This is a genomic window from Streptoverticillium olivoreticuli subsp. olivoreticuli (assembly GCF_003391135.1).
In the GTDB taxonomy this organism is placed as follows: Bacteria; Actinomycetota; Actinomycetes; order Streptomycetales; family Streptomycetaceae; genus Streptomyces; species Streptomyces blastmyceticus.
This window is the reverse complement of record NZ_CP031455.1, coordinates 6517880-6538542: the sequence shown is the minus strand read 5'-3', so window position 1 is coordinate 6538542 and position 20663 is coordinate 6517880. Positions and strand designations below refer to the sequence as shown.

Sequence of the window (20663 nt, the reverse complement as noted above, 5' to 3'; positions counted from 1 at the left end):
GCCTGAACTTCCTGGACAACAAAACAAAACGCCCTCTATGTTATCGACATGCGACCTGCTGTTCCGTCACTTCGGCACAGCGCAGAACTAGGGGGAGTCGTGTTCGCGTCCCTGCAGTCCCCTGCCGCCGGTCCCGCGGCGGGGTCCGTACCTCCGACTTACGTCCACAAGGCGGATCCGGCCGAGGTCCGCCTCACGTCCTGGTGCCGCACGGGTCCCCACGCCTTCCTGATAGGCACCCGTCGGCCTGCGGGGCACGAACTCCGCCACCGGCACGGCGAGTCCACCGATCCGCTGCTGTTCGTCGAGACCGTCCGGCAGACCTTCCCGCTCCTGTGTCACGTCGCCTACAGTGTGCCGCTGGGGCATCAGCTCATCTGGCAGCGGTTCTCTTACCGTATCCAGAATGATGCATATGACACTCAGTTACCCGACGGTGACGTGTCCCTGTATGTGGAGTGCTTCGACATAGCCCTCCGACGCGAACGCCTCACGGCCCTGTCGATGTCGTTCCGCATGATGCGGGGCGACGTGCTGCTGGCCACGGCCGAGACGCACTTCGCGGTCCAGACACCGGGCGTCTACCAACGGCTGCGCGGCGCGCAAGCCGATGCCACGGACGCCATGCTGCGGGCCCTGCCCGCGCCCGCCCCCCTTTCCCCCGAGCTCGTCGGGCGGAGGGACGCCGAAGAAGTCGCCCTCTCCCCCGCCGGCTCCTCTCCCGCCGGTGCGCACCAGTGGCAGCTCCGAGTGGTCACGACGCACCCCGTCTTCTTCGACCACCCGGTGGACCACGCGCCCGGCACCCTGCTCATCGAAGCCGCCCACCAGGCCGCGCGCATGACGGACAGCGGCCTGCCGGTCGACATCACCGCTCTCGACTGCGAATTCACCCGATACGTAGAGCTCGACGCCCCCTGTCTGCTGAGTGCCACGGCTCTCGAGACGGCCGCGGACGGATCCCTGCGCACCCGCGTCGTGGCGGAACAGGGCGGCGAGGTGCGATTCGCGGCGACTGTCGCCCATCGCGGCGCGCCGGTCCTGGCGGCCACCTGCGTTTCGGCGCGATAGTCCGGAATTTATCGACAGTCGGGATTTTTCCCTCCGCCGGCCGCTGCTCGCAGAGCAGGGAGTTGCGCAGCGGTCCGCGCGGAGCGACGACCCTTTCCTGGACAGCGACGTCCACGCCCCGGCATCGGCGCCGGGCCGGGAGATGTTGACGCCATGCCATGCCACGGCACGAGAAACTAGGGGGAATTGTGGGACGTTCGGTCGCCGACCTTCGGGTATCTGAAGAAGATACGGGGCGGGCGGTAGAGGACGTACTGGAGGACCACTCATTAACCTCGGCCGTCACGGAGACGGTCACCATCGGCCTGCTGCTCCCGGCCGATTCACCCCGGAGTGGCGGGGAGAGCGCCGAGCATGTGCGGATGCTCGCGGAGAGCGACGCGGAGCTGCCGCCCATCGTCGTGCACCGCCCCACCATGCGCGTGATCGACGGCATGCACCGCCTGCGTGCCGCCGCTCTGCGCGGTGACACCGAGATCGAGGCGCGGCTCTACGACGGCACGGCCGAGGACGCCTTCGTCTTCGCCGTCCGGCTGAACACCCGCCACGGCCTGCCGCTCTCGGCGCAGGAGCGCTCACGGGCCGCCGCCCGCATCATGACCACCCATCCGCAGTGGTCGGACCGGCGCATCGCCCTGGTCGCCGGGCTCTCCTCCAAGACGGTCGGCGCCATCCGGCGCCGCGGGGCCGGGGAGCTCCCCCAACCGCTCACCCGGGTCGGCCACGACGGCCGCGTACGCCCGGTGAACGGCGCCGCGGGGCGCCGCCGGGCGGCCGAGGTGCTCGCCGAGAAGCCGGGTGCGTCCCTGCGCGAAGTCGCCGGGCTCGCGGGCGTGTCGCCGGGAACGGTCCGGGACGTACGGGACAGACTGCGCCGCGGCGACGACCCCGTACCCGCGGGGCGCCGGGAGAGCGGCGCCCGGCGGGCCACCGGCTCCCCGCCCGGTTGGGGCGGCGTGCCGAGGAATGCCGTGCGGCAGGACGTGCCGCGGCGATCCTTGCAGCGGGACTACGAGTCGATCCTGCGGACCTTGCGCAAGGATCCTTCCCTCCGCTTCACCGAAGCGGGCCGGAACGTGCTCCGCCTGCTGGATACGCGCGCCCTCTTCGTCGAGGAGCAGGAGGGGCTCATCAGCGGTCTCCCCGGGCACTGCATGCCCATGCTCTCGGACGCCGCCCGTGAATGCGCCAACGCCTGGATCGAGTTCGCGAAGCGGCTGGACCGGCTGGAGCGCACCCAGTACCCGCAGGCCCGCGCCCGGGCGGCCCTGCGGGAGCCGGGGCGCGGGTTCGAGGAAAGACCGGCCGCCGGCTGAGGTCCGGCCATTGTGCAACCGGCGGATTTCCGCGGTTGCACAATGGCCGGACCAGGAATGCCGCGCTTTCTTTTCCGATGAATGTTTTCTCCGCAACGAGATCTCATTATGGTGGCGGCATGAGTCGATCGCGCATTCGGATCAGGAAAGCCGTCATACCCGCCGCCGGGCTCGGCACCCGCTTTCTGCCCGCCACCAAGGCGACGCCGAAGGAAATGCTCCCCGTCGTCGACAAGCCCGCCATCCAGTACGTCGTGGAAGAGGCCTGCGCCGCCGGTCTCGGAGACATCCTGATGGTGACCGGGCGAAACAAACGCCCGCTGGAAGACCATTTCGACCGCAATTTCGAGCTGGAGGCCGCGCTTTCCCTCAAGCGCGACGACAAAAGGCTTGCGCAAGTGCGCGAATCCAGCGGACTCGCGGATATCCATTACGTGCGGCAGGGCGATCCCCGGGGGCTGGGCCACGCGGTGCTGTGCGCCGCCCCGCACGTCGGCGACGAGCCCTTCGCGGTGTTGCTCGGCGACGACCTCATCGACCCGCGCGACCCGCTGCTGGCCCGGATGACGCAGGTGCAGGAGCGGTTCGGCGGCAGCGTGGTGGCGCTCATGGAGGTGCCCGCCGCGCAGATCGGCCAGTACGGCTGTGCCGCGATCCGCGCGACCGGCGAGGGCGACGTGGTGCGGGTGACCGACCTCGTCGAGAAGCCCGCGCCCGGCACCGCCCCGAGCAATCTCGCGGTGATCGGCCGCTATGTGCTCGAACCCGCGGTGTTCGACGTGCTGAGGAGGACGGAGCCGGGGCTCGGTGGCGAGGTCCAGCTCACCGACGCCCTGCGCGAGCTGGCGCGGGGCGCCGGGGGGCCGGTGCACGGCGTGCTGTTCTCCGGCCGCCGCTACGACACCGGCGACCGCGCCGACTACCTGCGCGCCATCGTCAGGCTCGCCTGCGAGCGCGAGGATCTCGGCCCGGACTTCCGGGCCTGGCTGCTCGGCTACGCCGATCACGAACTGCGGACCGTGGAGCCGGACTCCGTCACCTCTTCGGCCTGGCCCCTGCTGAGGAACGACAGCGCCGTGTCGACGAACAGCTGAGGGTTCTCGAAGGGGAGGCCGTGCCCGCAGTCGAGTTCCACGAAGGTCGCGCGGGGTATCAGCTCGGCGAGCCGGCGCTGGTGGTGCGGGGGAACGATCCGGTCGTGCGTGCCCGCGATCACGAGCGCGGGAGCGGTGATGCGCGGGAGGAGCGCGGAGATGTCGATCCGCATGTTGAGCGCGGCCTGCCGGGCCATGTCCCCTTGCTCGAAGAGGTCGGTGAAACCCGCGGCCGTCTCCTCGAACTCGTCCCTGCCGAGGGCCGCCAGCGTGCCCGGGCCCATCGCGGTCAGCTGCACCACGCGGGCGAGCAGGTCCGGATCGACGCGCAGCAGCCGCTGCCAGAGGTCGAACTGGAAGGCGAGCCACGGATCGGTTGTCACCCAGCCCGCGTGGAGCAGCAGCGAGCGGACCCGGTCGGGGCGGGCTCCGGCCGCGGCCGCGGCCACGGCCGCCCCCAGGGAGTGGCCGGCCAGGTGGTAGGAGCCGAGCCCGGCGTCGTCGGCCGCCGCCAGCACCTGGGCCACCAGGTCGTCCATCGTCAGGGGGCCGCCCGGGTCGGTGGTGCGCGCCGAGCCGGACAGGAAGGGTGCCACGACGGTGAAGGTGTCCTGGAGCGCCTCGATGAGCGGGCCGAAATTCGCCCCGGGGTTCGCGCCGGTGCCGTGCACCAGCACCACACCGGGCCCGGAACCCGTCACGAGGTACTCGACCTCGCTGACGCCGCCGGTGACGGGAACGGTGACTGTGGGCATGAAAGGGCCTTTCGCGTACGGTCCGTTGGCCGCCCCGGGTTCCCGCCGCCGCGTGCGCGGCGGCGGGAACCCGGACGGTTCAGTGCTGGGGTGCGGAGGCGGGAGCGACCGGCTGCTCGGTCACGGACGGCAGTGCGCCCGCCCGCCTGCGGCGCTCCAGCCCGACCGAGACGACGGCCAGCCCGATGCCGCACGTCGTGATGACGGCGCCGACCCAGTTCGGGGAGGTGTACCCGAGTCCGGCGTCGATGGTGACACCGCCGAGCCAGGCGCCCACGGCCGCACCGAGGTTGAACGCCGCGATGTTGGCGGCGGAGACCAAGGTGGCCGGCCCGCCCGCCAGTTGCATCACACGGGTCTGCAACGGCGGGATGGTGCCGAAGCCCACACCGCCGAGCACGAAGAGCGTCACCGCCGCCGCCACCTTGTCGTGAGCGGTGAAGGTGAAGACCGTCAGCACCACGGCCAGCGCGATGAGCAGGGTGAAGATCGTGGCGGTCAGCGCCCGGTCGGCGGCCTTGCCGCCCGCGTAGTTGCCGACGACGAGACCGAGTCCGTACAGCATCAGCAGCCAGGTGATGCTGGAGTCGGAGAACCCGGCGACGTCGGTCATCATCGGCGCGACGTAGGTGAACGACGCCAGCAGACCGCTGAAGCCGACGGCGGTCACCGCGAGCCCCAGCCACACCTGCGGCTTGCGGAACGCGGCCAGCTCACCGCGCAGGCCGCTGCCCTCCTCGTTCGGCTGGTTCGGCACGAGTACGGCGATGCCGATCAGGCCGATCACACCGAGGGCGACCACGCCCCAGAACGCCGAACGCCAGCCGAAGTGCTGCCCCAGCAGCGTGCCCATGGGCATGCCCAGGACGTTCGCCAGCGTCAGGCCGGTGAACATCAGGGAGATGGCGCCCGCCTTCTTCTGCGGGCTGACCAGGTTGGCGGCGACCACGGAACCCACGCCGAAGAAGGCGCCGTGGCACAGGGCGGAGATGATGCGGCCGCCCATCAGCAGCGCGTAGTTCGGCGCGACGGCGGCGACCAGGTTGCCGGCGATGAACAGCACCATCAGGCCGATCAACAGGTGCTTGCGCCGCATCCGGGTGGTGATGGCGGTGAGCACCGGGGCGCCGACGACGACGCCCATGGCGTAACCGGAGGTGAGCAGCCCGGCAGTGGGGATGGACACCGAGAGGTCGTCGGCGACCTCGGGCAGGAGACCGTTGGTCACGAACTCCGTGGTGCCGATGCCGAAGGCGCTGATCGCCAGCGCCAGCAGCGCGAGTGGCATGGGGAAACCCTCCTCAGTTGTGCGCGTGCGCACTTATTGGGCGCATGCAACATTTGCACGCGCGCCATACAGGCGCAAGGCGGTAGTGTGCGTGCGCAGTTGAACTGTCCGATGAGATCGATCTGTCCGATGAGCCAGAGAGTCCGATGAGTCAGAGAGGCAGCCATGTACGCCGCCGATGACGCCGTCGAAATCCGGGTCCAGGGGTGGCGCACCCTCATGGCACTCCACTGCGCGCTGGAGATCGCCTTGGAGAAGGCACTGCGCCAACACGGGCTGTCCGTGGTGGAGTACACGGTGCTGGAGACCCTGGGCCGGCAGGGCGGCTGGCACCTGCGGATGCAGCAGATCAGCAGCGCCGCGGCGCTCAGCCACAGCGCCACCACCCGCCTGATCAACCGGCTGGAGCGCCGCGGCCTGCTCGCCCGGTCCGTGTGCACGACCGACCGGCGCGGCGTGGTCACCGAACTGACCGCGGCCGGCCGGGAACTGCTGCGGATCGCGCGCCCCGTGCACGACAGCACGCTCGACGCCGCGCTCGACCGGGCCGCGGACGACTCCGCCCTGGCACCCCTCGTCGCCGCGCTCGACGGCGCGCACCGGCCGCTCCACGGCTGAGGAGGCCACCGGCGTCCGGGGCCGGACGGGGCCGCTCCGCCTCGTCCGGCGCCGGATGCCGTGCAACCGGCGACTCTCCCCGGTTGCACACCGCCGACGGCGACCGTGGCCGCGGCCTCACTCCGTGGGTTACGTTCTGCCCGGCTGCGCCCCCGGGCGCCGCGTGTCCCCGGGCGCCGCCCCGACCGGCGCCCCCGGCCCGCCTCCCGTCGGGCTTCCGGCACCCGGCGCCGTCCTGCCCGATCCCCTCGCCCTTCGGCCCGCGCCTCCGGTGGGCCCTCGCGGGCATCCGCCCGCCGCTCCCGCTCGCCTTGCCTTCGGCCGCCTTCCGGGGACAGCCATCCGCCAACCGCGTTTCACGGAAGGAATGTCTGTGCAAGAACTCCCCACGCCCGCGGCCGGCTCCCGCCCGCCGAAGCTGCCCTCGCTGACGGGGCTGAGGTTCTTCGCCGCCGCGCTCGTCTTCTGCTTCCACACCTCACTGCCCAAGATGCTGAGGGTCTTCGAGGACGACGGCGTCGCCCACGGCTACGCGCGGGCCTTCGCCAAGGCGGGCTGGGTGGGGGTGTCCTTCTTCTTCATCCTCAGCGGCTTCGTCCTCGCCTGGTCCGCGCGCCCCAGGGACTCCCTCGGCGGCTTCTACCGCAGACGGCTGCTGAAGATCTATCCGAACCACGTGGTGACCTGGGCGCTGACGATGGTGCTGTTCGCCGCGTCCACCACGGGACCGGCCGTCTGGCTCCCCAACCTCCTGCTGCTGCACTCATGGATCCCCGACCTCGACACCTTCGTCAGCGTCAACCAGCCCAGCTGGTCCCTCTGCAGCGAGCTGCTGTTCTACCTGCTGTTCCCCGTGCTGTGGGGACTGGTGCGCAAGATCCCCGCGCACCGGCTGTGGTGGTGGGCGGCGGCCACGGTGGCCGGTCTGGTCGTGTGCCAGCTCGCCGTGGACTTCCTGGTGCCGGGCACCCCGCGCCTCGCCGAATGGCCGCTCTCGGAGTGGCAGTGGTGGCTGGCCTACAACATCCCGCCGCTGCGGCTCTTCGAGTTCGTCCTGGGCATGCTGATGGCCCGCATCCTGCTGTCCGGCCGCTGGCTGCCGCTCGGCCTGGCCCCCGCGTTCGCGCTGACCGCGGCCGGCTACGGGCTGGCCCTGGTGGTGCCCTGGCAGTACGGCCTCAACGTCGCCACGGTCGTCCCGCTCGCGCTCCTGGTCACCGCGGTGGCGGCCGCCGACGTCAAGGGGAGCCCCACCCTGCTGCGCGGCCGGACGATGGTGTGGCTCGGCGAGATCTCCTTCGCCTTCTACCTCACGCACTACATCGTGCTGGTGGAGCTGCGCCGGCTGCTCGACGGGCGCCTCTTCACGACGCCCGCCGCCATCGGGGTGCTGGTGGGCGCCTTCCTGCTGGCCCAGTTCACCGGCTGGCTGCTGTACGCCTGCGTCGAGCGCCCCGTGATGCGGCGCTGGGGACGCGCGAGGCCGAAGGGGCCGCTCCCGCCCGCCCGTACGGCCGAGTCCCGGGAGCCGGAGCCGGCGCGCTGACGGCCTCTCCCGGAACACAGCAGTGCCCGCACGGCTCTCGGCCGTGCGGGCACTGCTCTTACGTCATTGCGGGGCCGCCGGGTCACAGCACGCCGCGGAGCACCCCTCCGTCGACCCGCAGGGCCGCGCCGGTGGTGGCCGCCGCCTGGTCCGAGCACAAGTACACGACCAGGTTGGCCACTTCCTCCGCCGATGCCAGCCGGCCCAGCAGCGAGGTCGGCCGCTCCCGCTCGACGAAGATCCGGCCGGCCTCCTCCATCGACTCGATCTCGTCGCCGACCATCTCCCGGACGAACCGCTCGACGCCCTCGCTCGCCGTCGGGCCGGGCAGCACGCTGTTGACGGTCACCCCGGTCCCGCGGACCGCCTCGGCCATCCCCCGCGCCACCGCGAGCTGCGCGGTCTTGGTCGTGCCGTAGTGGACCATCTCCGGCGGGATCTGCACCGCGGACTCGCTGGAGACGAAGACGGTGCGGCCCCACTGCCGCTTCGTCATCGCGGGCACGTAGTGCCGCGAGAGCCGAATTCCGCTCATGACGTTGACGGCGAAGAACCGCTCCCATTCGTCATCGGGAATCTCGAAGAGCGGCTGCGGGGAGAACACCCCGGCGTTGTTCACCAGAATGTCCACCTCCGGTTCCGCCTCCACGACGGCGCGGCAGCCCTCCGCCGTACCGATGTCGGCCGCCACCCCCCGCACTCGTTCACTCGTGCCGAACTTCTCCGCCGCGGCCGCCACCCGCTCGTCCGTACGTCCGTTGAGGATGACCGTGGCACCCGATGCGTGCAGCCCTTCGGCAATGGCCAGACCAATTCCCGCGGTGGATCCGGTGACCAGCGCCGTACGGCCGGTGAGGTCGATGAGCAAGACAATCCTCCGGTCAGAAAGAAGAGAAGGAAAATTCGCCTGTGACATTACCGCCCGCTGGACAACTCGGCTGCTCCGCAAGACAAAATGACGGGACTCGTGGGGCGCGCACGCACGGCTCGTGGAAGCCGTTGGATTTCCCCCGCTCCGAACTTCTTCCCGATCAGAGGTGTTTGCATTGGATTACGGGCTGACCGATCGCGTGGTCGTCGTCACCGGGGCCGGGGCGGGGATCGGCCTCGCCTCCGCGCAGGCGTTCCTCGCCGAGGGCGCCCTCGTGGTCGGCGGCGACCTCGACCCCGGCGCGCTGGCCGGACTCGACGGCGAACGGGTGCTGCCCGTGAAGGTCGACCTGCGCTCGCCGGAAGGTGCACAAAGGCTCACCGAGGCGGCGGTCGAGCGCTTCGGCAGGATCGACGTGCTGCACAACAACGCGGGCGCCGCCGCCGTCCGCGAGCAGGGATTCCTCGGGGTCACCGACGAGGAGTGGGCCGCCACCGTCGAGTTGAACCTGCTGGGCTACGTCCGCATGAGCCGCGCGGTGCTGCCGCACATGCTCGCGCGCGGCCGCGGCGTCCTGGCGCACACGGCCTCCGAGGCGGGACGCATGCCCAACCCGAGGCTGCCCGACTACAGTGTCTCCAAGGCGGCGGTGATCATGCTGTCCAAGGCATTGTCACGGGAGTTCACCGCGCGCGGGATCCGTTCCAACGTCGTCTCCCCCGGCTTCATCCGTACCCCGATATACGACCGACCCGGCGGCCTCGCGGATTCCCTGGCCCAGGAGTTCGGCACCGACCGGGAGACGGCCATCGCGCGTTACGTCGAGATGAACGGCATCCCGGCGGGCCGCCTCGGCACAGCGGCGGAGGTCGCCGCGCTCGTGGTCCATCTCGCCGCGGATGTCTCGGCATTCGTCTCCGGCGCCGACATCACGGTCGACGGGGGCGTAACCCCGGTCGTCTGAGCATCCGTTGTCTCGCCGGTGCCCGGTTGCTATCTTTCGTCGTACCGCGAAAGGCCCCCGGGACACTGCGGCGGCCCCGCTGAATTCCGGTGCGGACATCGGCGTCCGGCCCGCTCCCGTCGTGCGCATCGCCGGCCGCCCGGGCAGCGGGCACGCGAATTCCCCCCATTCTCCCGACTCCGGTTCCCCCATTTCCTGAACCAGCTTTTCGTCGTCCACGAGAAGTTGCGAGAAAGGACAGCCATGCGTTCTGTCGCCATCGTTCTCGGCACCCGGCCGGAAGCCATCAAATGCGCCCCCGTCATCAAGGCGCTCCAGGCGGATCCGCGATTCGAGCCCATCGTCATCTCCACCGGCCAGCACCAGCAGATGCTCGACGAGACCCTCGCCGCCTTCGGCCTGAAGCCGGACATCGACCTGGGCATCATGGCGCCCCGGCAGACGCTCTCCGAGGTGACCTACCGGTCGCTGCGCGGCCTGTCGGAACGGGCGGCCGACCTGGGGGCCGAGGCCGTCATGGTGCACGGCGACACGGCGACGACGCTGGCGGGCGCGCTGTTCGGGCTGCACCAGCGGATCCCCGTCATCCACATCGAGGCGGGGCTGCGCAGCGGCAACCTGCACTCGCCCTTCCCCGAAGAGGCCAACCGCCGCCTCGTCGGCCAGATCGCCGCCCTGCACCTGGCCCCCACCCCGGGCAACAGCGCCAACCTCATCCGCGAGGGCATCGGCGAGAACAGCATCGTCGTCACCGGCAACACCGTGATCGACGCCCTCCGCTGGGCGGGGGAGAACGCCGACGGCTACGGCGACCCCGCCCTCGAGGACCTGGACGACGACCCGCGCTGCGTCGTCCTGGCCTCCGCGCACCGCAGGGAGTCCTGGGAGAAGCTGCCCGAGATAGCCGCCGCCCTGGTGGAGATCGCCTCCCGGCCCGAGGTGCGCGTCGTCGTCCCGCTGCACCGCAACCCCGTGGTGCGCGAGGCGATGCTGCCGGTGATCGGCGCCCACCCCGACATCACCGTCGTGGACCCGCTGCCGTACCTGAGCTTCTGCCGCCTGATGCGGCGCAGCGACCTGATCCTCTCCGACAGCAGCGGCGCGGAGGAGGAGGGCCCCGCCCTCGGCAAACCGACGCTGGTCCTGCGGGAGATCACCGAGCGGCCCGAGGCCGTGGTGGCCGGCACCGCGCGGCTCGTCGGCCGGACCACCGCGGGCATCGTCGCCGAGGTCGGTGCGCTGCTCGACGACGAGCAGAAGTACAAGAGCACGGCCACCGCCGCCAACCCCTACGGCGACGGCCTGGCGAGCGAGCGGACCGTCGCGGCGGTGCGGCACTTCTTCGGCGAGGGCCCCGCCGTGGCGCCCTTCGTCCCCGGCAGCGACATCGACGCGTTCGCCGCGGCGCTGGTCACCGACGACGTGTACGCGGAGACCCGGTGAACGCCCCTGTCCCCCTGGCCTGTTCCGCGCCCGGAATCGCCGCGCTGCGGGTCGAGAACGCCAAGGATCTGCCCGTGCGGGGGCGGACCATCGTCGTCAACACCGGAGCCCGCCCGGCCGTCGTCGACGAGAGCCCGGTCAAGAGCATCCCGCCCTTCTCGTCCACGATCCTCGTCGACACCCGCATCCGGCTGGCCGACTCCCTGATCCTGCTGCGCGTCGACGAGACCGCGGCGGCCGCGGACGTCGTCTCCGGGCCGGGCTGGAACCTGTACGCCTCCCTGCTCGGCGACGCGCCCGCGCCCGAGCCGGACGCCCCCGGCCCGGCCTTCCCCCGGGACACCCCCCTGTGGCGCGGACCGCAGGACGACGCCGGCACCGTCCTGCTGGACCCGGCCGCGGCCCTCGGGGAGCCGGACCCGACGGGGCGCCAGGAGGAGTTCGAGGTCCGGGTCAACCTCTGGTTCGCGCCCGCCGGGACCGACTGCGCCATCCACAACCTGCACGACTTCATCGAGGTGCACACCCAGGTCCTCGGCATCGGCCGGATGCAGAAGTTCCGTACGCCCGACCACGGTTCCCTCTACGAGGACCTGCTGATGGCCCCGGGCTACACCACCCCCCAGCCCTTCTGTGCCACCGGACCCGACGGCACCTTCACCTACCCCTGGCACCAGTACCGCGCCGACACCGACTGCGTATGGCTCGCCGTCGAGTACCACAGGAGGACGAACCGATGACCCAGGACAGCACACCGGACATCCGCGTCCCGTCGTTCGCCCCCGAGGTGGTGACCGACCAACTGCGCGACGGCTACTGGCTGGAGTCGCCCGACATCGACAACGACTCACGGCCGGACCTGTTCGGCTACGGCCTCTCGCTGGGCGAGATCTACTGGTACCAGAACCCCGACTGGACCCGCCGCCTGGTCGCCGACCGGATCAGGATGCCGGTGGGCGCGGACTACGCCGACATCAGCGGCAACGGGCACCCCGACATCGTCCTCTGCTACGAGCTGTACGGGCCGATCGGCACCATCCACGACCCGGACACCCAGGGCGGAAAGATCGACTGGCTGGAGAACCCGGGCAGCCCCGACAAGGACGAGTCCCGCTGGAAGCGCCACTACATCGGACGCGCCACCGGCATGCACCGGCTGCGGATCGGTCACTTCACCCAGACCGAGAAGCTGGAGATCATCGGTCTGCCGATCGTCGCCAAGGAGGACGTGCACGCGGTCCTGCCCGTCGTGCTGTTCACCCAGCCGGACGATGTGTACAGCGCCGAGGAATGGCCGATGACCGTCATCGACGACAGCCACTTCCGCATGATCCACGGCGCGGAGAAGAAGAAGGGCCTGATCCCCGGCTCCGACCTCGACTCCCTCCTGCTCGCCTCCGACGAGGGCGTCACCTGGCTCCACTTCGATGCCGCCACCCGGCAGTGGAAGCGGGACCTGATCGGGACCGGCGAGCGCACCCAGTTCGAACAGACCGGCTTCCGCGGCAGCGGCGACATGGACGCCGGCCGCGTGGGGGACGACCCGATGGCCTACGTCGCGGCCATCGAGCCGTTCCACGGCAACACCGTCGCCGTCTACACCAAGGAGGGCGGCGACGGCCCGGACGGCGTGACGTGGCGGCGCGTGCTGCTCGACGTCTACGGCGACCCCAACGAGAACGGCGAGGGCCCCGGACACCAGGTGGTGTGCGCGGACTTCGACGGCGACGGTGAGGACGAGTTCCTCGTCGCGCTGCGCGGCCCGTGGCCCTGGCAGGGCGTCATGTACTACAAGGCCGTCGACCTGGAGAAGGGCGTCTTCGCCAAGTGGCGGGTGTCCGACGAGTCCGTGGCCCGCATCGCCACCGCCGACTTCGACGGTGACGGCCGACTCGACTTCGCCACGATCGCGTACTCGGTGCAGAACTACTACGTGGCCAAGGACGCCAAACTCATGCTCTACCGCAACAGGACCGAGCAGGGGACCGCACGCACCTCGGGGTAAGTGCCCACTTTTTTGCGCGTACTTGAGGCGGGTCGGGGTGTCGGCGAGGCTGGTCACGGCGCCGAGCAGATGACCACCGAACGACCTGGAGCACCCCTGATGAGCGAGTCCCCCGTCACCGTCCTCGGCCTGGACGCCATGGGCTCGGCCCTGGCCACCGCGTTCGTCACCGGCGGCCACCCGACCACCGTGTGGAACCGCACGCCCGGCAAGGCGAAGCCGCTCGCCGCCCTCGGCGCGGCCGCGGCGGGCGACGTCGCCGCGGCCGTGACCGCGAGCGAGCTGGTCGTCGTCTGCCTGCTGGACCACGACTCCGTGCACAAGACCCTGGACCCGGTCGCGGCCGAGCTGGCCGACCGCACCATCGTCAACCTCACCAACGGCACCCCGGCACAGGCCCGCGAGATGGCCCGGTGGGCGGCCGGGCACAACATCGCCTACGTCGACGGCGGCATCATGGCGATCCCGTCGGCCATCGGCACGGACCAGGCGTTCCTCTTCTGCAGCGGCTCACGCCCGGCCTTCGACGCATTCGCCCCGGCACTGCAACTCCTGGGCACACCGCACTTCGTGGGGGAGGATCCCGGCCCGGCCGCACTCCACGACATCGCGCTCCTCAGCGGCATGTACGGCATGTTCGCGGGCGCCTTCCACGCACTGGCCCTGGTGGGCACGGAGCGGGTACCGGCGGCGGAGTTCGCCCCTCTGCTCCGGGAATTCATCACCGCGATGGCTGCGGGGATCCCGCACTACGCGCACCAGATCGAGACCGGTGACTACGCGAGCGGCGTCGTATCCAACATCGCCATGCAGTCGGCGGGCTTCACCAACCTCCTCAGCACCGCCGAATCCCAGGGCCTGAGCCCCGAACTCCTGGCCCCGATGGGACCGTTGATGGCGCGTCAGGTGGCGGATGGCCACGGAGCGGAGGATGTCACGGGCATTGTCGAGCTGCTGAAGAATTGACGGGCAGGGCCCCGAATGGGCGTGGTGCCCGGCTTCTGTGAGGCCGGGCACCACGTCTCATGGGAGGGCTGTGTTATCCGAACAGCCCACGGGCATAGAAGTCATCTACGTCGGCCATGGTGATGAAACCGCACTCTCCCGTGTTGAGATCGACGTAGATCGGCATATTGCCGCCGAGCCGAGCGTCCTCGTCGCCGTGATCGAGGAACCCGATGCCGTCGTAGGGTGCGATGAACCGGTCACCTTCGATGAAGCAGTACTCCAGGTCGAGCCGAACATTACTCGACGGCCAAGTCCGGCTCTGCACAGCCAGGAACCTATCGGCTCGCTCCTGAGCTTCCTTGCGATCAAGCATGTCAGTTCGTCCTCATGAGGTAGTAGTTTCGGTATCGCGGAGCGGCAGGATTGGCCCGCCCTTGCTGGAAGTCGAGGAAGACCACCTGGCCATCGACATTCACTACATTGAAGTAGTGTCCCAGGCCGCGGGTCGGCCACGCGCCGACAATTCCTCGCGCTCCAGGTCCCCAGCTGAGCATGTCCTTGACGACTGAGTTCAGTCCACCCTTCTGCACGAAGGGGCGCCCAGTCAGCGCAGACACGTCTTCGCGGGTCATCGGGTGATTGGCTCCAGGAACGGAGTTGGGGTTCTTGCCCGCCATGAGGTCATCGCCGGCCGTCGCGCACAACCCGCAGTTCACCTGCCCACCTTCAGGGTTGATGCGCTCCTTCGACGACAAGTGCTCCGGCGTGTAGTACGGGAGCCCGAATCGGGTCTCGCTCCTGCCGCCGTAGTAGCGCCCACCGGTCGGCGGGAAGACCGCATCCTTCTGCCAGCCCCGCAACCCGCCGAGCCCCGTGGCAGCGATTTGCATCGCAAGGTCGTCGGCGGCCCGGCTGTAGGTGTCGTAGAGCGCCTCACAGCCTTGGTCGCGGAACATCTCCGCGGCTCGGTAGAGCCGATAGGCAGGACGGACGGGAAGGTACTTGTCGACGAAGCCGCCCGCACCGCCATTCTTTCCGGTGAAGGCGTTGAAGATGTCTCCGACGAATTCAAACGGGAGCTTGAGACCCTCTACGAAGCCACTGCCGAAGACCTTGGCGCCTTCGCTGAACGACTTGATGTGGTCGTCATTGGGGTCGTCCGGGGTCCAGCCGGTGGGGTCGGTGTACCGAGTCGGGGCGTTGGCCGCGTACGGGTAAGCCGAGGCATAGGGCTGGCCGACAGGAGCGGGAGCCGGGTCGGTGCCGGTGAGACGTCCCGTGACCGGGTCGTAGTTACGGGCACGGAGGTAGTAGCCCGCGGCACTGGTCGTCGGCTCCCGGTAGGCACCCGCGTATGAGAAGGGGTTGGCCGGGGGCTTGGCGGTGGCATCGGTCTGGCTGCCTTCGCCGAACGCGGTGTAGGTGTAACTGGTCTGAAGATTGCCGTTGGTGTCCGTAAGATCACTGACGGATCCGAGCAGGTCTCGGTGGTGGTAGTAGGTGCTACCGCCCGTTGTCTCCGCCTGGATCTGGCCGCGCGGACTGTACCGGTATTCGGCTTGTAAGGCGCCATTGCCGTCGTAGTCTGCGGCTGCCAGGGGCAGAGCGTTGTTGATGTCCCAGGCCGTGGTGCGCTGCAGTCCGCCGCCGTCTTTTGACGCTATGGCGCGATTGCCGTCGGCATCGTAACCGTAGGAATAGGCAGTCCCGCCTGACATCACCTTGATCAGGCGGTTGTTGGCGTCATAGGCGAAGGTGTCACCACCTGCGCCGGTCTGGTTTCCGTCGGCGTCGTACGTGAAGCCGCGGGTTGCGGAGCCTGCGACTGACTGGGTGAGCTGGTCGGCATCGTCGTACTTGTAGGTGGTGCTGACACCTGCCTGATTCTGCGTCTGCCGGTTGCCGACCTGGTCGTAGCTATAGGTCGTGGCCGTGGTCAGGTCCGGGCACTTGCCCGCCTTCGTGGCGGCCGCACACTCGGTGGTAAGTCGACCGGCGGGGTCGTAGTCGTAGTACTGGTAGCCGGCCGGTTTACCCGCACGGGTGACGTCGATCCGGACCGGCTGTCCTGCATCGTCGAGGGTCTGCGACCAACTGGAAAGCGCAGAGAGTCCCTTGACGTTACTGACGGCAGTGAGACGACCGGCGTTGTCATACGCGCGCTTCTCCACGTAGCCGTTGGCGGCGGGCAGCGCACGGTCGTCAGGTGACCATCGGGGTCGTAGCTGTAGGCGATGGTGCCTGCCGCGGTCGTCTCCGAAGTCCGCAGGCCGTCACCGTCATAGCCGTATCGGATGGTGTTGGTCGCTATCGCGGCCTTGGGCAGAGTCCAGTGATGCCAGGCGACGTCCAGGCAGTCCCAGGTCGTGATCGGCGTACCCAGCGTGTTGGTACCGTTCGAGATCTCCATACACTTGCCACCCGCGGCATTCACGAGTGCGCCGTCGTCGCGGAAGGTCCAGCGCTGGAGAACGTCGTTGGAGCACGTGTTGAGCTTGACCTGCGCTCCCTTGTTGGAACTGGTGGCGGCGGCGCATTTGCCCAAGGCCTTCAGGTGGGCACCGTCATAGCTCCACTGCTGAGCGGGAACGCCGGCGCACGTCCACGACTGAATGGCCGTGCCGTCCTTCGTCTGCCCGTTGTCCACGTCCACGCATAGACCGTTGACACCCACCACCGCACCCGTCGGGCGCGGAAGGTTCCAGTGGTGCCAGGCGACGTCCAAGCAGTCCCAGGTCGTGATCGGCGTACCCAGGCTGTTGGTACCGTTCGAAATCTCCATGCACTTGCCACCCGCGGCATTGATCAACTCGCCGTTGTCGCGGATCGTCCAGCGCTGAAGAGCATCGTTGGAGCAGGTGGCCAGCTTGACCTGCGCGCCCCGGCCTGGACCGGTGGCGGCGGCGCATTTGCCCAGGGCCTTCAGGTGGGCACCGTCATAGCTCCACTGCTGAGCGGGAACGCCGGCGCACGTCCACGACTGAATGGCCGTGCCGTCCTTCGTCTGCCCGTTGTCCACGTCCACGCATAGACCGTTGACACCCACCACCGCACCCGTCGGGCCGGTGCTTCCGATGTCGCTGGTCCGCTCGGTGATGCGCCCAGTGTCGTCGTAGGCGTAGGAGAAGACACCCTTCCCCGCGCTGGGGGTGACTGCCGTCAAATGGCCGGCAGCGTCGTAGTCCAGGGTGCGGGCCGGTGCCGTCGGTGACGGAGCGCCGCTGACCGATCGCGTCGTAGGCCACGGTCACGGTCGGTGTGCTGTCGGTATAGGTGGTGACGCGGGGTAGCCCGCGGGCGTCGAAGTCGGTCCTCGCCGTGACGCCGCGGGCATTGGTGGTGGCGGTGCGGTTGCCGCTCTCGTCGTAGCCGTAGGTCTTCTGACGGCCGAGCGGGTCGGTGACGGATGTCTGTCGTCCCGCGTCGTCGTACCCGTAGGTGGTCGTGTGTCCGTTGGGGTCCTTGCGCGTCGCGAGGTCACCGGCCGTGTTGTACGTGTACCGGGTGGCAGCGCCGTCCGGGCCAGTGACGGCGGCGACGCGACCGAGGTCGTCGTAGTCGGTCTTGGCCGTTCGGCCCAGTTCGTCCGTGGCCGACACAGCGCGGTTCGTCGCGTCGTAGGCGGTGCTGGTCGACTTGCCCAGCGGGTCGGTCACCTTGGTCTGGTTGCCCGCGGGGTCATAGGTGTAGGAGGTGGTGAACTGCGCCGCGTCCGCGCCGCCGACGTTGCCGCGGGGATCGACCTGAGTGGCCGCACGGCCGTCGTCGTCGTAGGACCAGGTGGTCGTACGCCCTTCCGGGCTGGTCATCCTCGTCCGGTGACCGTCGGCGTCGTAGTCGAACGAGGTGACTTTGCCGAGCGGATCCGTCGAGGTGGCCGGCAGCCCCGTATCGGTGTAGCTGTGGCGTGTGACGTTTCCAAGGGGGTCGGTGGATGTCAGGACGTTGTCATTGGCGTCGTATGTCGTGCTGCTGGTCTGCCCGAGGGCATCGGTGACCGAGACGAGACGGCCCAGTGCGTCGTAAGCGGAAGTGGTCACGGCTCCCGTGGGGTCGGTCGCCTTCGTGCGGTTGCCGTTGGCGTCGTAGCCGTAGCTCGTGGTGTAGGCCGCTGCGTTGGCCCCGGAGACATTGCCACGCGGCGAGACCACACTGATCAGCCGGTTCGCCTTGTCATAGGCGTAGGTGGTCCGGTTGCCGAGGGCGTCGGTGACCGAGGCGAGGTTCCCGTTGGCGTCGTAGGCACGGGTCTGCTTCTTGCCGGCCGGGTTGGTGGTTTCCGTGAGGCGGCCGGAACTGTCGTAGGCATACGCAGTGATGCGCCCTGCCGGGTCCTTCACGGAGGTGAGGCGACCGGCACCGTCGTAGCCATAGGCGGTCGTATGTCCCAAGGGATCCGTTGCCGCGCTGAGGAGACCCCGCCCGTCATAGGTATAGGTCGTGGTGAAGGCGACGGGTTCGGCGCCTGCGACATTGCCGCGCGGGTCTGTCATCGCAGTGACCCGACCGGCTGCGTCATAGCGGAAGGTCGTCTTCTCACCGAGCGGCGTCGTCACCGCAGTGCGGTTGCCCGCCGCGTCATGGATGTAGGCCGTTGTCCTGCCTCGCGGCGTGGTGACGCTCGCAAGGGCGCCTTGCTCCGTGTACGAGTAAGCGACCGTACCGCCCGCAGGGTCCTTGCCGACTACTACCCGATTGGCCTTGTCATAGGCATATGTTGAAGCCTTGCCCCGGCCATCAGTGTGACTGGAGATATTTCCCTGGGCATCGTAGTTCCAGGTCTCCGCCAGCCCCACCGAGGAGGGGGATCTCCGCGTGATCAGGTGGCCGGCCGCATCGTATGTCATCTCCGTCGTGTTGCCGGACGCGTCCGTGATGGAGACGGGATGCAGATTCCGGTCGTAGCTGTACGAGACCTTGTCGCCGTACGGGTTGAGGCTTTCCAGCAGCACGTTGCCGGAGTACACGTCGGTCCAGACGCCGCCGTTCGGATCGGTCACATGGGACTCGCGCTTGTTGTCCCAGATAAACGTCGACGTTTTGCCCGAGCCATCCGTCTGTGAGACCACTCGCCCTGAAGCGTCGTACGTGTTCGAGACCTTCCCACCGCCGCGCCCGGTGGCAATGGAAAGTCGCTTGTTGCCGTCGTAGGTGTACGTGCTGGTCTTGCCGATTTGGTCCTTCACGGACGTCAGCAGGCCATCGGTGTAACCGTAGGAAACCGACGTGCCGTCCGGCAGTGCCACTTGGGTCAGCAGCCCCGAACCGTCCAGGGTGAACGAGACCGAGCGCCCCGCCGCGTCCTTGACCGATGCGAGACGCCCGGACGAATAGGCCAACGTAAGTCCCTGGCCGCCGGCGCCCGTAATGGAGGTCAGCTGACCCGAGGTGCTGAACGTACGCCGAGTTCCATCAGGGCTGGTGACGGTGTACGCCGCCCCCACCTTGGTGAGCACGAGTGACGAGCCTGCCGGGGCCGTATAGCTGTTGCCACCTCCCTGGTCTTTGAACACCACCCGAGCACCGTCCGCGTCCTGGAGCGTGGCGCTGTTGCCTGTGGCGATCGTCAGCTTGGAGTCGAAAGGAGTCGACCAGCCTCGGCCGAGGAGCCCGGCTTCACCCGAATCGGACCTGTAGGTGCGGTCCAGCGAAAAGGGAGTGCCAACACCGACCAGGGCAACGTCCGTGCTCCGGTCGTAGAACGCTCCAGTGGCGGTGTTCACCGGATCCGCGCGGCGTACCTGCCCGTAGCAGTTGCAGAGCCCGGCCTGTGCCCCGGGAATGTCCGGTGTGTAGAAGGCCTGGACGAACGGCGACGTCGTTCCTCCGGGGCTCCCCGAACCGTCCGTCCCCTCCAGGAAGATCCAGGCGTAGTACTTCTTGCCGTCTTGGAGATGTCCACCATTCAGAGAAGAACTCCACCAGAAGCACTGGTCGGCAGGGTATGGATTGGACGGCCACCAGCCGTAGCACCAAGCCCCGTTCTCGAGGTACTTACCCGTCGGGTCGCCGGTTGAGCGCTTGATCTCCTGCTGAAGGACCGGGTACTTGTTCTCGTCCATGACATACAGCCACAGCCCGGAGACGGATGACGCGCTGACCGACGAGAACTTCGCCTGTCCGCCGATCGACAGCATGCCCGGGTAGGCGCTCGCGTAGGCCGATACCCAGTCCGGGTTGGGCACTCCTGCCGCAACACGCGCGGGCGACCCCTGCGCAGGCTTCGCCGCCGGTCCGATCTTCAGCGGCTTGTCAGGCTTCGGAGCGGACTCGGCGGGTGACTGCGGAGGCTTCGGCTTGAGAAACTCGCGCATCGGCGAGTAGCTCCCCTGCGAACTACGCACCTGAGCCTTGCGCTGTGCCAAGGTCATGGCCTTGGGCGGCTTCGGCAGGTCCTTCGCCGTACGTGTTGCGACAGTGGGCACTGTGTGCGGCCCACTTCGATCAACTGCCGCCCTGGCCCAGGCCGTGTCGGCGACCCCCACGGTTGCAAGTAATGCGCATGTCAAGGTTATGACAAGACTACGCCGCGCAGATTTGAACATGACTCACCCCACCCTCTCCTGATGGAAAACGAGGGGATCATCTGTCACACAGGCGTGACCGGGGGCGGAAACTCGAATCCATGGCCGAGAATGTGCGTTTAGCGGACTCGACTCACCTGCAGAGTCACAGGCCCTTTGGGCGTGGCGATCCCTTTTGGCTGGAACTCGCCGGATGAGGTGCGTGCTGCCGTCAAGGCGC

General features: G+C 68.8%; 16 protein-coding genes and 1 pseudogene. 10 read left to right on the top strand and 7 right to left on the bottom strand.

Annotated features, from left to right (window positions below):
* Positions 1 to 99: 99 nt before the first annotated feature.
* The 3 genes and pseudogenes from DXZ73_RS29130 to galU all read left to right on the top strand — a co-directional run.
* Positions 100 to 1071 carry a ScbA/BarX family gamma-butyrolactone biosynthesis protein gene (locus DXZ73_RS29130; protein WP_162890370.1) on the top strand — a complete coding sequence of 324 codons (972 nt, stop codon included), beginning with the start codon at positions 100 to 102 and terminating at the stop codon, positions 1069 to 1071.
* 362 nt (positions 1072 to 1433) lie between these two features.
* Complete coding sequence (locus DXZ73_RS29125) at positions 1434 to 2387, top strand: ParB/RepB/Spo0J family partition protein (protein WP_240351532.1); 954 nt, start codon at positions 1434 to 1436, stop codon at positions 2385 to 2387.
* Positions 2388 to 2506: 119 nt separating this feature from the next.
* Positions 2507 to 3400, top strand: a pseudogene (gene galU / locus DXZ73_RS29120) (UTP--glucose-1-phosphate uridylyltransferase GalU); the annotation flags it as partial.
* On the opposite strand, the gene DXZ73_RS29115 reads toward galU, so the two are convergent.
* Complete coding sequence (locus DXZ73_RS29115) at positions 3391 to 4236, bottom strand: alpha/beta fold hydrolase (protein ID WP_116213986.1); 846 nt, start codon at positions 4234 to 4236, stop codon at positions 3391 to 3393. The pseudogene galU and the gene DXZ73_RS29115 overlap by 10 nt on opposite strands.
* A 79-nt stretch (positions 4237 to 4315) precedes the next feature.
* Complete coding sequence (locus DXZ73_RS29110) at positions 4316 to 5524, bottom strand: MFS transporter (RefSeq protein WP_116213985.1); 1209 nt, start codon at positions 5522 to 5524, stop codon at positions 4316 to 4318.
* A gap of 165 nt (positions 5525 to 5689) precedes the next feature.
* Here DXZ73_RS29110 and DXZ73_RS29105 point away from each other — a divergent pair, with 165 nt between their 5' ends.
* Positions 5690 to 6142, top strand: a complete 453-nt coding sequence (locus DXZ73_RS29105) for a MarR family winged helix-turn-helix transcriptional regulator (RefSeq protein WP_116213984.1) — start codon at positions 5690 to 5692, stop codon at positions 6140 to 6142.
* Between the two features lie 373 nt (positions 6143 to 6515).
* Positions 6516 to 7688, top strand: a complete 1173-nt coding sequence (locus tag DXZ73_RS29100) for an acyltransferase family protein (RefSeq protein WP_240351531.1) — start codon at positions 6516 to 6518, stop codon at positions 7686 to 7688.
* An 82-nt stretch (positions 7689 to 7770) separates the two neighbouring features.
* Here the strand turns inward: DXZ73_RS29100 and DXZ73_RS29095 are convergent, their stop codons facing one another.
* Positions 7771 to 8556 carry an SDR family NAD(P)-dependent oxidoreductase gene (locus DXZ73_RS29095; protein WP_116213982.1) on the bottom strand — a complete coding sequence of 262 codons (786 nt, stop codon included), beginning with the start codon at positions 8554 to 8556 and terminating at the stop codon, positions 7771 to 7773.
* A 178-nt stretch (positions 8557 to 8734) separates the two neighbouring features.
* Between DXZ73_RS29095 and DXZ73_RS29090 the strand changes: the two genes are divergently transcribed.
* The 5 genes from DXZ73_RS29090 (at position 8735) to DXZ73_RS29070 (ending at position 13937) form a co-directional block, all read left to right on the top strand.
* Positions 8735 to 9523, top strand: coding sequence for an SDR family NAD(P)-dependent oxidoreductase (locus tag DXZ73_RS29090; RefSeq protein ID WP_116213981.1), 789 nt, complete (start codon positions 8735 to 8737; stop codon positions 9521 to 9523).
* 243 nt (positions 9524 to 9766) lie between these two features.
* Positions 9767 to 10966 (top strand): non-hydrolyzing UDP-N-acetylglucosamine 2-epimerase, encoded by a 1200-nt coding sequence (gene wecB, locus DXZ73_RS29085; RefSeq protein WP_116213980.1) that lies wholly within the window; start codon positions 9767 to 9769, stop codon positions 10964 to 10966.
* A complete protein-coding gene (locus DXZ73_RS29080) occupies positions 10963 to 11706 on the top strand; it encodes a hypothetical protein (protein ID WP_116213979.1) in 744 nt (247 codons plus the stop codon). Before wecB ends, DXZ73_RS29080 begins: the two co-directional genes overlap by 4 nt.
* Complete coding sequence (locus DXZ73_RS29075) at positions 11703 to 12971, top strand: VCBS repeat-containing protein (RefSeq protein WP_116213978.1); 1269 nt, start codon at positions 11703 to 11705, stop codon at positions 12969 to 12971. The genes DXZ73_RS29080 and DXZ73_RS29075 overlap by 4 nt, the downstream gene beginning before the upstream one ends.
* Positions 12972 to 13070: 99 nt before the next feature.
* Entirely contained in the window at positions 13071 to 13937 is an 867-nt protein-coding gene (locus DXZ73_RS29070; RefSeq protein WP_116213977.1) for an NAD(P)-dependent oxidoreductase, read from the top strand.
* A 73-nt stretch (positions 13938 to 14010) separates the two neighbouring features.
* On the opposite strand, the gene DXZ73_RS29065 is transcribed toward DXZ73_RS29070, so the two are convergent.
* From DXZ73_RS29065 to DXZ73_RS29050, 4 genes are all read right to left on the bottom strand, one after another.
* The gene (locus DXZ73_RS29065) at positions 14011 to 14292 is read right to left on the bottom strand and encodes a hypothetical protein (RefSeq protein ID WP_116213976.1); all 282 of its coding nucleotides are present in this window, start codon (positions 14290 to 14292) and stop codon (positions 14011 to 14013) included.
* A gap of 1 nt (position 14293) precedes the next feature.
* Positions 14294 to 15637, bottom strand: coding sequence for an RHS repeat-associated core domain-containing protein (locus DXZ73_RS40160; protein WP_116213975.1), 1344 nt, complete (start codon positions 15635 to 15637; stop codon positions 14294 to 14296).
* Between the two features lie 218 nt (positions 15638 to 15855).
* Positions 15856 to 16944: an RICIN domain-containing protein gene (locus tag DXZ73_RS29055; protein ID WP_240351530.1), complete on the bottom strand. Its 1089-nt coding sequence runs from the start codon at positions 16942 to 16944 to the stop codon at positions 15856 to 15858.
* Positions 16856 to 20233: a DUF6531 domain-containing protein gene (locus DXZ73_RS29050; RefSeq protein ID WP_240351529.1), complete on the bottom strand. Its 3378-nt coding sequence runs from the start codon at positions 20231 to 20233 to the stop codon at positions 16856 to 16858. The genes DXZ73_RS29055 and DXZ73_RS29050 overlap by 89 nt, the downstream gene beginning before the upstream one ends.
* Between the last annotated feature and the right edge of the window lie 430 nt (positions 20234 to 20663).